This window comes from Dokdonella sp., from assembly GCF_019634815.1.
Taxonomy (GTDB): Bacteria; Pseudomonadota; Gammaproteobacteria; order Xanthomonadales; family Rhodanobacteraceae; genus Dokdonella_A.
Genome location: NZ_JAHCAP010000001.1, coordinates 299,733 through 314,204 on the forward strand (window position 1 = coordinate 299,733; position 14,472 = coordinate 314,204).

Annotated in this window: 12 protein-coding genes and 1 pseudogene; 6 read left to right on the top strand and 7 right to left on the bottom strand. The window is 65.1% G+C overall.

Annotated elements, in window-relative coordinates; genetic code table 11:
* Positions 1–10: 10 nt before the first annotated feature.
* On the bottom strand, positions 11–754 hold the full coding sequence (locus tag KF759_RS01305) for an FAD-binding oxidoreductase (protein ID WP_291222444.1): 744 nt from the start codon (positions 752–754) through the stop codon (positions 11–13).
* 70 nt (positions 755–824) lie between these two features.
* Here KF759_RS01305 and KF759_RS01310 point away from each other — a divergent pair, with 70 nt between their 5' ends.
* Complete coding sequence (locus KF759_RS01310; RefSeq protein WP_291222446.1) at positions 825–1,757, top strand: ABC transporter ATP-binding protein; 933 nt, start codon at positions 825–827, stop codon at positions 1,755–1,757.
* Positions 1,754–2,530: an ABC transporter permease gene (locus tag KF759_RS01315; RefSeq protein WP_291222448.1), complete on the top strand. Its 777-nt coding sequence runs from the start codon at positions 1,754–1,756 to the stop codon at positions 2,528–2,530. Before KF759_RS01310 ends, KF759_RS01315 begins: the two co-directional genes overlap by 4 nt.
* A gap of 9 nt (positions 2,531–2,539) precedes the next feature.
* On the opposite strand, the gene KF759_RS01320 is transcribed toward KF759_RS01315, so the two are convergent.
* Positions 2,540–3,340, bottom strand: coding sequence for a TatD family hydrolase (locus tag KF759_RS01320; RefSeq protein ID WP_291222450.1), 801 nt, complete (start codon positions 3,338–3,340; stop codon positions 2,540–2,542).
* A 135-nt stretch (positions 3,341–3,475) separates the two neighbouring features.
* Between KF759_RS01320 and KF759_RS01325 the strand changes: the two genes are divergently transcribed.
* The 3 genes from KF759_RS01325 (at position 3,476) to hrpB (ending at position 8,499) form a co-directional block, all read left to right on the top strand.
* A complete protein-coding gene (locus KF759_RS01325) occupies positions 3,476–4,633 on the top strand; it encodes a hypothetical protein (RefSeq protein ID WP_291222451.1) in 1,158 nt (385 codons plus the stop codon).
* A 106-nt stretch (positions 4,634–4,739) separates the two neighbouring features.
* Complete coding sequence (locus KF759_RS01330; RefSeq protein WP_291222453.1) at positions 4,740–5,861, top strand: hypothetical protein; 1,122 nt, start codon at positions 4,740–4,742, stop codon at positions 5,859–5,861.
* A 115-nt stretch (positions 5,862–5,976) separates the two neighbouring features.
* The gene (gene hrpB / locus KF759_RS01335) at positions 5,977–8,499 is read left to right on the top strand and encodes an ATP-dependent helicase HrpB (protein WP_291222455.1); all 2,523 of its coding nucleotides are present in this window, start codon (positions 5,977–5,979) and stop codon (positions 8,497–8,499) included.
* Between the two features lie 204 nt (positions 8,500–8,703).
* On the opposite strand, the gene KF759_RS01340 is transcribed toward hrpB, so the two are convergent.
* The 4 genes and pseudogenes from KF759_RS01340 to KF759_RS01355 all read right to left on the bottom strand — a co-directional run.
* Positions 8,704–10,095 carry an MBL fold metallo-hydrolase gene (locus KF759_RS01340; RefSeq protein ID WP_291222457.1) on the bottom strand — a complete coding sequence of 464 codons (1,392 nt, stop codon included), beginning with the start codon at positions 10,093–10,095 and terminating at the stop codon, positions 8,704–8,706.
* An 88-nt stretch (positions 10,096–10,183) separates the two neighbouring features.
* Positions 10,184–10,750, bottom strand: a complete 567-nt coding sequence (locus tag KF759_RS01345) for a pseudouridine synthase (protein ID WP_291222458.1) — start codon at positions 10,748–10,750, stop codon at positions 10,184–10,186.
* A 22-nt stretch (positions 10,751–10,772) separates the two neighbouring features.
* Positions 10,773–11,693, bottom strand: a complete 921-nt coding sequence (locus KF759_RS01350) for a methyltransferase (protein ID WP_291222460.1) — start codon at positions 11,691–11,693, stop codon at positions 10,773–10,775.
* 176 nt (positions 11,694–11,869) lie between these two features.
* Positions 11,870–12,034: pseudogene (locus KF759_RS01355) on the bottom strand (NADP-dependent isocitrate dehydrogenase); the annotation flags it as partial.
* On the opposite strand from KF759_RS01355, the gene KF759_RS01360 reads away from it, so the two are divergent.
* Complete coding sequence (locus KF759_RS01360; protein WP_291222462.1) at positions 12,006–12,917, top strand: IS110 family transposase; 912 nt, start codon at positions 12,006–12,008, stop codon at positions 12,915–12,917. The pseudogene KF759_RS01355 and the gene KF759_RS01360 overlap by 29 nt on opposite strands.
* A 304-nt stretch (positions 12,918–13,221) precedes the next feature.
* On the opposite strand, the gene KF759_RS01365 is transcribed toward KF759_RS01360, so the two are convergent.
* Positions 13,222–14,472: serine hydrolase domain-containing protein (locus tag KF759_RS01365; RefSeq protein WP_291222464.1), on the bottom strand; the 1,251-nt coding region annotated here is incomplete at its 5' end.

Below are 14,472 nucleotides of genomic sequence, written 5' to 3' on the forward strand. Positions count from 1 at the left end.
GCCGCGTGCCTCAGCGCGAGGAGATGTATTTCTCGCGGCGAATCTGCGGCACGCCCAGACCCGCGTCCTTGAGCAAGGCGAAAGTCTCATCGACCATCTCGGGATTGCCGCACAGGTAGGCGATGTCCGTCACGGGATCGGGCGCGAGCTCGGCCAGCGCGACCTGTACGCGGCCACTGCGATCGTGCGGACGCGGCACGGCACGCGGAACGCGGCTGAAGCAGGGATGGAAGGAAAAGCCGGGAACTTCCCGCGCGAAGGCTTCGAACTCATCGCCGTAGAGCAGCTCGGCTTCGCTGCGCGCGCCGTAAACAAGGGCGAATCGACAAGCGCGCGTCACCGTCAGGTTGCGGATTTGCGCCAGCATTGCGCGGTAGGGCGTGACGCCGGTGCCAGTGGCAACCAGCAGGTAGCGCGCGTTGCTGTCGTTGGCGTGCAGGCAGAAGCGCCCGAACGGCCCGCTCGCATCGACCGTGCCGCCTTCGTCGAGCTGGGCGAGCAGCGCCGAAGCCGCGCCGCCTTCGACATAGGACACGGCGATCTCCAGCCGCTGCACCGCACCGCTGCCATCGCCGACCGTGCCCACCGAATAGCTGCGCTTGGTCGGCGAGCCATCGGCATAGCGGAAATGGATCTGGATGAACTGGCCGGGCACGAAGGCGAACGGTGCGCCATCGGCGCGTTCGAAAACCAGGTGACGCACGGAAGGTGCCAGCATGTGACTGGCGACGAGACGAAGCTTGAAGGATTCCATCGAACCACTGCGATTCGCACGCGAGGGCCGTCTATACTAGCAGGCGCTGCCGACCATCCCTGCCGCCGCGATGACCGCAATCCCCGCGCTCGACGTCGTCGAGCTCAGCAAGACTTACGCCAGTGGAGTGCAGGCACTCAAAGGTATTTCGCTGCGTGTCGAGGCCGGGGATTTCTTCGCCCTGCTCGGCCCCAATGGTGCGGGCAAATCAACCCTGATCGGCATCCTCTCCTCGCTGGTCAACCCGACCGCGGGCGATGCGCGCATCTTCGGCGTTTCGATTCGCACGCAGCGCAGCGCGGCTATGGCCCTGATCGGCCTGGTACCGCAGGAAATCAATCTCAACCAGTTCGAGAAACCGATCGAAATCTGCGTCAACCAGGCCGGCTTCTACGGCATCGCCCGACCCATCGCGCTGGAGCGCGCCGAGCGCTATCTGCGCGAACTGCAGCTGTGGGACAAGGCGCAGCAACAGGTGCGCACGCTCTCGGGCGGCATGAAGCGGCGTCTGATGATTGCCCGCGCAATGATGAGCGAGCCACGCCTCTTGATCCTCGATGAACCAACCGCCGGGGTGGACATCGAGATACGCCGCTCGATGTGGAAGTTCATCAGCGCGATCAATGCCGCCGGCACCACGGTGATCCTCACCACGCACTATCTCGAGGAAGCCGAGCAGCTGTGCCGCAACATCGCCATCATCGACCATGGCCGCATCATCGAACACACCTCGATGCGCAAGCTGCTGGCAACGCTCGACACCGAAACCTTCGTTCTCGATCTGGGTGCGGCGCCGGCGCAACTGCCCTTCGTCGCCGGCGTGCGCCTGCATGCGCTTGATGCACAAACGATTGAAGCCGAGGTCGCGCGCAGCAGTGATCTCAATTCCCTGTTCGCCACCCTCAGCGCGGCCGGCATCACCGTGCGCTCGATGCGCAACAAGACCAACCGCCTCGAAGAGCTGTTCGTGCGTCTGGTCGAAAACGGCAAGCAGGTCGCATGAACGCGCAGGCCCTATCGATCGCCTTCAACACCATCGCCCGTCGCGAGGTATCACGCATCCTGCGCATCTGGACGCAGACGCTGCTGCCCTCGGCCATCACGATGACCCTGTATTTCGTCATCTTCGGCACCCTCGTCGGCAGCCGGATTGGCGAAATGGCGCCCGGCATCGGCTACATCGACTACATCGTGCCGGGCCTGATCATGATGGCGGTGATCACCAACAGCTACGGCAACATCTCCTCGTCGTTCTTCAGCGCCAAGTTCCAGCATTACGTCGAGGAAATGCTGGCCTCGCCAACACCGCCCTGGGTGATCCTGTCGGGCTATGTCGTTGGCGCCTTGTTGCGCGGGTTGATCGTCGCGCTGATCGTGCTGGCGATTTCGTTGCTGTTCACCCACATCCAGCTGCATCACCCCTGGGTGACGCTGACGACGATCCTGCTCACCTCGATCGTGTTTTCGCTGGCCGGCTTCATCAACGCGGTGTTTGCGAAGAAGTTCGACGACATCGCCCTGGTGCCGACCTTCGTGCTCACCCCGCTGACCTATCTGGGCGGCGTTTTCTATTCGGTGAACGCGCTCGGTGCGCCCTGGCGGCAGATCAGCTATGCCAACCCGATCCTGTACATGGTCAACGCGTTCCGCTACGGCCTGCTCGGTATCAGCGACCTGCCGCTGTGGCAGGCCTATGCGGTGATGCTCGGCTTCGCCGTCGTGCTCAGCGCATTGGCCTTGTTCCTGATTGCCCGCGGCGTCGGCCTGCGCAGCTGACGTTCCCGCTCAGGCATCGAGCGCGAAGAATGCCCGCGCGTTGCGGCTGGTGATCTGCGCGATCAACCCGGCATCTTCGCCGCGCGCCGCCGCCACCGCGGCGCAGACGTGGGCGAGGTACATCGGCTCATTGCGCCGGTGTGAGGGCTTGGGCACGAGATCGCGCGGCAACAGGTAAGGCGCATCGGTTTCGATCATCAGACGATCGGCCGGGATCAGGCGTACCAATTCACGCAGATGCTGGCCGCGCCGCTCGTCGCAGATCCAGCCGGTGATGCCGATGTGACAACCCCGATCGAGGTAGTCGATCAGCTCGGCCCGCTCGCCGGTAAAGCAATGCACCACGGCCCGGCAGATGCGATCGCGCACGCGGTCGAGACAGGCGATGAAGTCAGCGTGTGCATCGCGCTGATGCAGGAACAGCGGCTTGCCGCTGTCGATGGCGACCTGCAGCTGGCGCTCGAAGGCATCGATCTGCGCCGCATGCGGCGAATAGTTGCGGAAATAGTCGAGACCGGTTTCGCCGACCGCCTTCACCTGCGGCTGCGCCGACAACTCGCGCAACAAGGCGTCGGTGGCCTCGTCGTATTCATGCGCGTGGTGTGGATGCACGCCGGCGGTGGCGTACAGAAAGCCCGGATGCGCAAGCGCCAGCGCCAGCGCGGCGCGGCTGCCACCCGCACTGGCGCCGGTGACGAGGATCTGCGTTGCCCCGTGCGCGCGTGCGCGCGCCAGCACCGCATCGAAGTCGGCGCGGAAGGATTCATGGGTGAGATTGGCGCCGATGTCGACCAGCTCGAGCGCGGTCATGCGAACTCCGAGGACTCCCGGTACCCCGGAAGTGGCTATTATCGGCGAACTGGATCACGTTTGGCGGGCGCGTGGTTCACAGGCAATTAATGCCCGTTCCAAGATGCTTGGGTTCCCTGGAGAGAGGATCTCGCGATGCGCGCCTACCATTTGACCACGCTTCTTTGCGCGGGTTTGTTCTGCCTGCCGGCGTTTGCCGCCGACACCAGCGCCGATGCAGCCCGGCAGTATCACGAAGCAGCGATCACCCAGGTTCGTGCCAAGCTCGCCCTGGCCCGCGCCGATGCGACCAAGGCCAAGGTGATGGGCAGCCACACCGGATCGGGCACACCCCTGGCCAATGAATACCGCGCCTATCCACCGAGCTGCGCCGCCTGGCCGTTGCCGGACAAGTCCAGCGGCACCACGGTGAGCAAGCGCATGGCGCTGTACACGCGAGACGGCAACGGCAATTCAGCCACGCCGGAAACCGTGACCGTGACCTTGTGGCGTGTGCCCTGCAGCAGCAGCGGCGCCAGCAACCTGCCCTACAACAATGATAGCGCTGGCAACGCGATGACCTTGCTGCGCATCGACCGCGACTCGGGCAACGAAGGCCGCACCGACCGCTTCCCCACCTTCCCGCTGCTCAACATCCGACAGGGCAATCTCGATTTCGGCAATCAGGCCAGCGCGGTGCGGGCTGCCAGCGAGCCCAATACCTTCGTCACCGATGGCCCCTACGACGCGCCGGTCTTCGTCAGCACGACCTATGTGCTCGAGAATTACAACTTCGCGCCCGCCTACAACCATTTCTACGCGTACGCCTTCACCTTGCTGGTCGATCCCTACATCAGTGGCGGCAGCGGCACCACGTTCGCGATGGGCGATTACACCGGCACCGGCCTGACGTCGATGCCGCTGGATGGCTACGCCGCCGCGCAGTACTACAACGCCTCGCTCAATGAAGGCCTGCTGGTGCAGGTGGCCGAAGGCTACGACGGCGCGCACCCGGCGCGCCGTCAGGTGATTCTGGATCTGCTCACCACCGACAACAACAATGCGCCGTTCTGGATCGTCGGCAACGTCGCCTACGACAACATCGGCGCCACCACGCTCAACGTCCCGCTCACCTACCTCGTCAATGGCAACGCGACCCAGCCCTGGGGCTCGGCGTCAATCTCCCTGCTCAGCTGCGGCAAGCTGCGCGTGGTGTTTCACGCCAACTCCGGGCTGCCCTCGCCGGTACCGAGTTTCAACGGTACGGCCGATTACGACCGCATCTTCGCCGCCAACGGCATGATGTGCGAGTGATCCACCCGGGCGCGCCGCCAGCGAGCGCCCGGATTGCGACGGCCGCAACGGCAGCCCCGTTGCGGCCGTCGCGTGTTCCCTGATCGAAAAACGAGGAGTCCCTGAAATGAAGCAAGCATTCGGCGTGACGGCTGCCCTGGCCCTGCTCGCGGTACCCGCACTCGCCTGCGCAGGCAATGGTTCGTTCCTGCACAACTACGATGTTCCCGGCGCTGCCGCGGCGGTCCATTCGCCAAGCGCGAAGGTCGCAGGCACGACCACCACGCCAGGCACGCCGATGGCTCGCGCCAACCGGAACTATCCGCCCAGTTGCGCTTCGTATCCACTGCCCGACAAGCCCAGCGGCACCACCTGGAGCGCAACCGTTCCGGCTCTGGCCACGACCAGCGTCGGCACCACCATCGAGAATCTCGTCGTCACCGTCTGGCGAATGCCCTGCAGCAGCAGCGGCCAGATCACGCCGTACAACGCGAGCGGCGCCAAGAATGCGATGACTCTGGTTCGCATCGATCGTGCCGACGACAGCCTGAGCACGATGGTTCCGCTGCGGCCGCGCCTGCTGTTTTCGCAGGGCAGCACGAGCTATGGCGTGATCCGCCTGGCCGCTGAACCGAACACAGCGATCTCCGAGGCTTCCTACGCGGCAGCCATGCCGGGCAGCGCGACCTACGTGCTCGAGAACTATCCCGTCGCGGGAATGCCGCAGTTCGACTTCAAGACCGCCTTCAAGCTCAACGTGATCGGCGGCACAGGCACCAATGTCGACATCGACGTACCCGCGTACGACCCCACCAGCGCGACCTATCCCGATGCGTTCGCACCGATCCCGATCGATGGTTACGCGGCGGCGCAGTGGTACAACGCCGCCCGCAACGAAGGTGTGATCGTGCAGGTGGCCGAGAATTTCGACGGCGCGCATCCGACCCGGCGGCAGTTGATCATTGACCTCTTGACCAAGGATGCCGCGGGCAATCCGTTCTGGATCGTCGGTGGTGCGGCGTTTGATCCGATCGCCGGTGGCGTGCGCTCGCTCGACGTGCCGGTGAGCTTCCTCACTGCCAACAACGGCATCGCCGACTGGGGCACGGTCCATCTCGTGTTGGCCAATTGCAACCGCATGGATCTGGCGTTCACGCCGATTGGCTCACTGCCGCAGGGCATCCCTTCGATCACCGGCACGATCAGCTACGACCGCCTGCTCAGCGCCAACGGCATGCTCTGCGAATAATCGCGCCGCAGGCTTCTCGCGGAACGGCCGCCACGCGCGGCCGTTCTTGCGCGTGATCCCGATCGCCGCGAGCGCGCGCACTACAATCGACGCCTGTTCTCCTGCGCCTCGCGCCATGTCCGAACCGGCACCCATCGACGTGCTGCTGCCTGCCGTGCTCGACAGCCTGGCCGCACATCCGCGCCTGGTGTTGCAGGCACCGCCCGGCGCCGGCAAGACCACGCGGATTCCGCCAGCGCTGCTAGCCGCGCCGTGGCGCGCCGATCGTCGCATCCTCATGCTCGAGCCGCGCCGCATCGCCGCGCGCGCCGCCGCCGAATTCATGGCCGCGCAACGCGGCGAGACGGTGGGAGCGAGCATCGGCTATCGCATCCGCTTCGAATCAAGGGTGTCCGCTGCGACCCGCATCGAAGTGGTGACCGAGGGCATCCTCACGCGCATGATCCAGGACGATCCCGGGCTCGCCGGAATCGCCGCGATCGTGTTCGACGAATTCCACGAACGTCACCTGCAAGGTGATCTCGGCGCCGCGCTTGCGCTCGACGTGCAAGCCAACCTGCGTCCGGACCTGCGCCTGGTGATCATGTCGGCGACGCTGGATGGTCCGCGCATCGCGCGCTGGTTCGACGCGCCACAGCTTGCGAGCGAAGGCCGCAGCTTCCCGGTGCGCATCGCCCATCCACCCGCGCGCCAAGGCGAGCCTTGGCCCGAGCGGAGCTGGACTGCGCACCTGCGCCGCAGCGTCGAACTGGCGCTCGCCGAGAACGAAGGCGATGTGCTGGTGTTCCTGCCGGGCAAGCGCGAAATCATTCGTGCGGCCGGCGTGCTTGCGGACATGCCCGCGCGGAATGTGCAGACCGTGCCCTTGCATGGCGAACTCGCCCTCACCGAGCAGCGCGCCGCACTTGCGGGTGCCGCGCAAGGCATGCGCCGCGTGGTGCTCGCGACCAATGTCGCCGAGTCGAGCCTGACCCTGCCAGGTGTGCGCAGCGTGGTCGACCTGGGCTTGGCGCGCGAACCGGCCTTCGATCCGAACTCGGGCTTCACCCGCTTGGCGACCGTTGCGGTATCGCAGGCTTCGGCCGATCAGCGTGCTGGTCGCGCCGGTCGCCTTGCCGCGGGCAGCGCCTACCGGCTGTGGCCACAAAGCAAGCGCCTGGATGCCGAGCGACGTGCCGAAATCCACCAGGTCGAATTGTCGCAGCTTGCACTCGAACTCGCGGCTTGGGGGTCGGACGATCTGCGTTGGCTGGATGCTCCGCCACCCGGTCCGCTTGCGCAGGCACGCGAGCTGCTGCAGCGCCTGGGCGCGCTTGACGCAGGGCAGCGGATCACGCCGCTGGGGCGGGCCATGCTCGCCCTCGGTGCCAGCCCGCGACTGGCCGCGGCGCTGCTGCGCGCACCGCCGCAGGCGCGCTCGCTCGCCGCCGATGCGATCGCCCTCGTCGAAGGGCGCAACCCGCTGCGCGGGGATTCCGGTCGCCGCGATGATTTCCGCCAGCGCGTGCTGGCACTCGCGGCGTGGCGCCGACGCGATCCGCAGCTGCATGAGCAGGGCGCCAATCGTGCGGATCTGGCCGCGCTCGCCCAGGCCGCCGATGCCTGGCGGCGGCGCGGCGGCGCGCGCGAGCCCGGCGGACGCGATGCGGGAGCTCAAACCGACGCGCAAACCGCAATCGGCGATCTCCTGCTGCACGCCTTTCCCGACCGCATCGCCCATCAGGATGGCAACGACGCGCGCCGCTATACCTTGGCCAATGGGCGCGGTGCACGACTGATCGATGACAGTGCCCTGCTCGGCGAGCCGTGGCTGGTGATCGTCGACCTGCGCCATGAGCGCGGTGACAGCTTGATCCTCGCTGCGGCACCGTTCGATCCCGCCGTGCTGCCACGCGAGTTTGGCGAGCGTTTCGTCGAGGCGCGAAGCGTGCGCTGGAACCGTGACAGTCGGGCGGTTGAAGCGAGCGTCGAGCGTCGTTTCGACGCGATCGTGCTCGAACGCCGCAGCGTGCCGGCGCTGCCCGAAGATGCCGTGCCGGCCTTGCTCGCCGCCGTGCGCGAGCTCGGTCTGGATGTCCTGCCGTGGAGCGGGCAGGCGCTTGTGCTGCGGCAACGTGTGAATGCCTTGCGCTCATGGAATCCGGACTTGGGCCTGCCCGATTTTTCCGACGCCGCGCTGCTGTCCTCGCTCGAGGACTGGCTGGCGCCGTTTCTTGCCGGCAAGCGGCGACTGGATGCACTGCAGGCCGGCGAGCTCTCGCAAGCCTTGTCCGCACGCCTGGACCACGCCATGCGACGCGCACTCGATGAGCAGGCGCCGCTCGCCATCACCGTACCCAGCGGCATGCAGCGGCCGATCGACTACGGCGATGGCGCCGCGCCGATTCTTGCCGTCAAGCTGCAGGAATTGTTCGGTCTGGCCGATACGCCGCGCATCGGCGGTGGCAAGGTCGCGCTGACCCTGCATCTGCTCTCGCCGGGCGGCAAGCCGGTGCAGGTGACGCAGGACCTGCGCAGCTTCTGGCAGCGCACCTATCCCGAGGTGAAGAAGGAGCTCAAGGGGCGCTATCCGAAGCACCCCTGGCCCGATGATCCGTGGAGCGCGACGCCGACGCATCGCGCCAAGCCGCGACGTTGAACCGGCTGCACGGGGTGCGTGCAACATCGACTCGGCTCCTGCCTCGTCGTGTTGCCCCGGCCCTGCGCAGTCCCTGCTGCGGGCGTTCGCCGCCACGCGCGCATCCCGGCGGATGCGCGCCAGCGCGTCGCCTCACCCCTTGGCCCGATGATCCGTGGAGCGCGACACCGACGCATCGCGCCAAGCCGCGACGCTGAACCCGGCTCAATCGAGCAGAATCGGTTCGCCGAAACCGGGAATCCGGCAGGGCTGGCCGCGTGCGTCGAGCTGCTCGGCAAGCACCCGCATGCCGCGTTCGTATTCACCGTGTACGAGGAACACGCACCGCCGTCGCGTCGGGCCGAGCCAGTTGAGCAGGCCGCCCTGATCGGCGTGCGCAGAAAAGCCGTTGATCGTCCAGATCTGTGCGCGCACCGGAATCTGTTCATTGAACACGCGCACTTCGCGGGCGCCATCGATGATGCGACGCGCCAAGGTACCCGCGGCTGCGTAGCCGACGAACACGATGCTGCTGCGTTGGCGCCAGAGGTTGTGCTTGAGGTGATGGCGGATGCGACCGCCGTTGCACATGCCCGACCCGGCAAGGATCACCGCGCCGCCTTCGATGGCATTGATGCCCATCGATTCACTCGTCTCGCGGGTGAAATGCAATCCCGGCATCGAGAACGGATCGCCGTGGCCCAGCTCCTCGCGCATCGCTTCGTCGAAGCACTCCGGATGCCGGCGGAAAATCTCGGTCGCCGAAATGGCCATCGGTGAATCGAGGAAGACGCGCGTGTTCGGCGGAATCACGCCGGTGCGGATGCCGCGATGCAGGTAGTAGAGGATCTCCTGCGCACGCTCGAGTGCGAAGGTCGGAATCACCACATTGCCCTTGCGTTCGAAGGTGCTGCGGATGGCTTGATAAAACTCGTCGATCGAGTCGGGCAGGGAGCGGTGCGGTCGGTCGCCGTAGGTTGATTCGATCACCACGTAGTCGGCATCCGGAGCCGCCACCGGATCGCGCAGGATCGGCCGCCCGGGGCTGCCCAGGTCGCCGGAAAACACGATGCGTCGCTGTCGCGCGCCGTCATCGAGATCGAGCACGATCGAGGCCGAGCCGAGAATGTGACCGGCATCCTGCCAAGTCGCGCGGATGCCGTCGGCGACTTGCAAACCCCGGCCATAGGCAACATCCGCGCCGAAGAAGTCGAGCGCATGCAAGGCGTCGTGCACGGTATAGAGCGGGGTGGTGTTGCCGTTGCCGCGACGGTCGGTGCGCAGCGCGCGACGTGCTTCTTCCTCTTGCAGGCTGCCGGCATCGAGCAGCACCACGCGTGCCAGCTCGCGGCTCGCGGAAGTGGCGAAGATGCGTCCACGAAATCCCTCGCGCACCAGTTTGGGAATGCGTCCGCAATGATCCAGATGTGCGTGGGTGAGCAGCAGCGCATCGATGCTGGCCGGATCAAACTCGAACTCGTGGAAGTTCTTTGCCTCGGTTTCCTCGCCACCTTGAAACAGGCCGCAATCGATCAGCACGCGGCGCTCGTTGCAGGTGATGAGATGGCAGGAGCCGGTGACATCCTTGGCGGCGCCGTGGCAGGCGTAGGTGATCATGCGGCGCTGCCCCGATGCCGCCGAGTGTCGAGCCGCTTGCTTGCCATGACCATGCCGGAACTCCGTGCATCCTGTTCGATGCGCTCGATCATGCCCGGTCGGCTGGTCCGGGGCCAGAGAGCCGACGCCACTTGCCCGGGGCGAGATCTTCGAGCTGATGCGGACCGACTGCGATGCGAATCAGGCGCAGCGTGGGCAGGCCGACCGCGGCGGTCATGCGCCGCACCTGGCGGTTGCGGCCTTCGTGGATCGTGAGCGCGAGCCAGGCATCGGGCACACTCTTGCGATAGCGCACGGGTGGATCGCGTGGCCACAGCCAGGGTGGCGCGGCATCCAGCGCCCGCGCCTGTGCCGGCAGGGTCGGGCCATCATTGAGCACCACGCCGCGGCGCAATTGCGCGAGCGCGGCTTCGGAAATGACGCCTTCGACCTGGGCCAGATAGGTCTTGGGCTGCTTGTGGCGCGGGTCGGTCAGGCGGTGCGCGAGCGCGCCATCGTCGGTGAGCAGCAACAGCCCTTCACTGTCGAGATCAAGCCGACCCGCGGGGTAGACCGCAGGGATGTCGATGTAGTCGGCAAGGGTCGGGCGCGATGGCGTGCCGTGGTCGGTGAACTGGCACAGCACGCCGTGCGGTTTGTTGAACGCGAGCAGCATCGCCCACCTGCCCGCCGCCGGATCAATCCTTGGTCTTGAATACCTGATCGCCCACCGGTTTCTCGAACTTGAGCGTCATGCGGTCGCTCTCGCCGATGTCGGCATACTTCTGGTGATCCTTCTCGCCGAGCGCGAAGGTCGGCGGCAGCGTCCACACGCCCTGCTCGTGGTGGTGATCGTCCTTGGGATTGGCATTGATTTCGCTTTGCGCGACCAGCTTGAAACCGGCATCGGTGGCGAGCTTGATCACGTACTCGGTCGGCAGGTAGCCGCTGTCCTTGACCTTGTCGAAGCTCTCGCCGGCAGTGGCGCGATGATCGACGACACCGAGCGTGCCGCCCGGCTTGAGCACCTCGAAAAAGCCCTTGAACATCGCGGGCGCATTGCCACCCATTGCCCAGTTGTGGACGTTGCGGAAGGTGAGCACGACATCGGCGGAGTTGGCCGGCCCGAACACCGGCGCGGCGCCATCGAACACCACGGTCTGCGCGGCGCCATAGAGCTTGGGATCGGACTCGAACATCGTCTGCAGGCTGCTCTTGTCCTGCGCAGCCTCGCCTTCGGGCTTCCTGGGTTTGGCGACCGCGGCGACGTAGGTGCCGCTGGCGTGCATCAAGGGCGCGAGGATCTGCGCATACCAACCGCTGCCGGGAGTGATCTCGATCAGGGTTCCGGTCGGCTTGACGCCGAAGAATTCGAGCGTTTCCTTGGGATGGCGATACGGGTCACGTGCCTTGTTCGCTTCCGAGCGCCAGTCGCCGGCAATCGCGCTGTCGAGCGTGTAGGCGAGTGTCTGCTGCGCGCTTTGCGGCGGCGTGGGCGTGGCCGGCTGGTCGAGCTCGGCCTTGGCGGCAGGTGCGCTGCTGGCAGGCGCGGGCGGTTCACTCGAACCGCAAGCGGCAAGCGCGAGGACCAGGGGAAGCAGGCTGGTGAACTTGTTCATGGATTTCCTCCGTTGGCCGGGGCGCGAATCGCGCGGAAGGTACGCGCGCCAGCCTAGCACAGCGATGTCATGCCACGTTTCGACACCCGCAATGCCGGAAAATTCGTGCAAAGAAGTTCAGCACGAGCAAGCGACCGTCCATGGTCGGCTCGCAAGCACGCCGCTTGCATCCCATCTCAATGCGCGGCGAGGTCGCTCAGGATGGTGTTGAAGCTCGCACTCGGTCGCATCGCGGCCGCGAGCTTGCCCGGGTCGGGGCGGTAGTAACCGCCGATGTCGACCGGCTTGCCCTGCGCACCGTTGAGCTCGCCGATGATTCTGGCTTCGTTGTCGGCCAATGCCACGGGCCGGGTGCAGTCGCGGCAGGAATTCAAGCGCGAGGCATTTGGGCTGTGGCTGGCGCAGGTGCCTGCGGGTACGGTGGTGGCGATGGAAGCGTGCGGCGGGGCGCACCAGTGGGCGCGGCGCTGTATGGCATACGGCTTGCAGCCCAGGATCACGGCGGCGCAGTTCGTGCGTCCGTTCTGCAAGAACCCGCAGGCGAAGAACGATGCAGCCGATGCCGAGGCGAATGCCACGGCGGTGCGGCAGGACAACATGCGCTTTGTCCCGATCAAGTCCGTCGATCAGCAGGTGCGTTTGTGCAGGCATCGGGCGCGCGAGGGCTACAAGGTGGAACATCGAGCACTGGGCAACCGGATTCGGGGACTGCTGGCCGAATTTGGCCGGGTGGTGCCGAACACCGATGCCGCCTTGCGTGCGGCTTTGGCGGATCTCGATCACGCCGACCTGCCGGCATCCCTGAACGCATTGATCGCGGACATGACAGCACGTTGGCATGCCATTGGTAAACGCAAGGATGCCTGTGAAGCACAAATCCAGACCCACGCGCAGGCCGATGAACGTTGCCAGCGCCTGCGTTCGATCCTTGGCGTAGGTGCGCTCAGTGCCGATGCGATGGTCGCCACGGTCGGCTACCGTTCGGCAAAGTCATCGTGGCGATTGCCAACAAACATGCCCGCCAAGTCTGGGCTCTGTTGGCGCATGGGGTGGATTACGACCCGAGTGCTTGCCTACACCATCCGATTCACCGACCCACCCAAAGCGCGTGAGATGAAGTTCACAGCCGCTCAATCAACCCACGAGGCACGAACCTGGCAACATCCGATTCACCGTCAGCGCGATGCGGTAGCAACGGGTCGGACCCACCCGGAGCGAACCTGACTAACAATCTGGCCGTCCACCCCTGTTGCAGCTGATCCCTGCAACATCGACGACACCGTTGAATGAGCGAGGTCTCCGGGCGTGGTTTATACCCTGGTCCGCATCAATCCATCGATGCAACAAGACCGTCTACGGAAACGCAGTCTGACTTCCGTTATGAACCGACAAGCACTGACATGCACCATGCGATACAAGCGTTATCCGGCCATAAGCAAATGCCCGAAAAGCTCAAGGCAAGAGCGTCATGCAGGTGGTGTTGACGGGAAGTCTCCTACGGAATTGTTATACGGCAACGCGTCTGCACTCAGTGCTTTGGCTCTACGCGCTTTGCCTTAGCAGCGCCGCGGCCGCCGATCCGAGAATAGGTGATGGTCTCAGCCGGCCCATTTTCCGGTGAAATGGCTTTGATGATGATGCCGCTATCTGGCCCAACCAGCCCCTCGCTTGACGTATACAAAGGTTCGCGATGTCCGTCGCCGCGGTCGAAGGTGAAACTGCCATCCCCAGTCAAGATGATCTTGAATGGCGCGACACCGGAGATGTCGGTAAAGCTGAAAGTGCCCTGGAATCTAGCAGCGGGAGCTGGGCCTTGTAGGTTGCGCTTCATCACTGTCGAGGGCATGGCGTCAGGCCAGTGATAGGTATCGGCGATGCTCCGAAGAAGCTCCGCGATGAGCGGTTTCGCGTTGTCCGAGTTGGCCATGATCGCCGCGCCTTGGCATGTTTCTGGATAGAGAATGAGTGACGAGTTGTAGCCTTCGTTCGTGCCATCGTGTCCGAAGTGGCGGGCTTTGCCTTCACCACCAACTACAAAGCCCAAGCTGCGTGGTCCAGCATGCGCAGTCGCCATCTGGCTGGCTAGTGCCGGGCTGAGCAAGGCGTTAGGCTCTTCGCGGACGGCCTTCATGACCGCCAAACCGAAACTAGCCAGATCGGGTGCCGTGCTCCACAAGCTAGCAGCAGCCAGTTCCGGATAGACGTGCCAGCCGCCCGGAACCATCGTGCCATTCGCAACGTGGCCTGCAGCGACGTTGGCCTTCTCGCTCGTGGAGGGTTCCGAAAAGCCACTCCGGATCATGCCCGTCGGCTCCAAGACTTGGTCATGGACGATCCTGTCAAAGCTCTGACCAGTTTTCTCAGTCATCAGAAGTTGAGCAACGAGATAGCCGCCTCCTGAGTAGCGCCAGTCCGAACCTGGTGCATAAGCGACCTGTACTGGTTTCGGTCGTGCCGGCCCGACTCCGTTAAGAGTTTGGGTCAGCGTTGGCACCGGTGCGCCGTGAGAATACCCGCCATATCCGCCTGGGATCAGGCCGGCGCTGTGGCTGAGGATGCCTCGCAGCGTAATTGGGTGCCCCTCAAGAAATGGACTCGCAGGCACCTTCCAGCTCCGCAGCTCGGCATTCACGTCACTGTCGAGAGAGAGCAGCCCCTTATCGACGAGTCGCAGTGCGGCAAACGCAGCCACCGGCTTTGTCACCGACGCGGCTTGGAACAGTGTGTCGCTCTGGACTTCGACGCCGCCCTTCCGGGTGATGCCGAAGCCATGTCTATC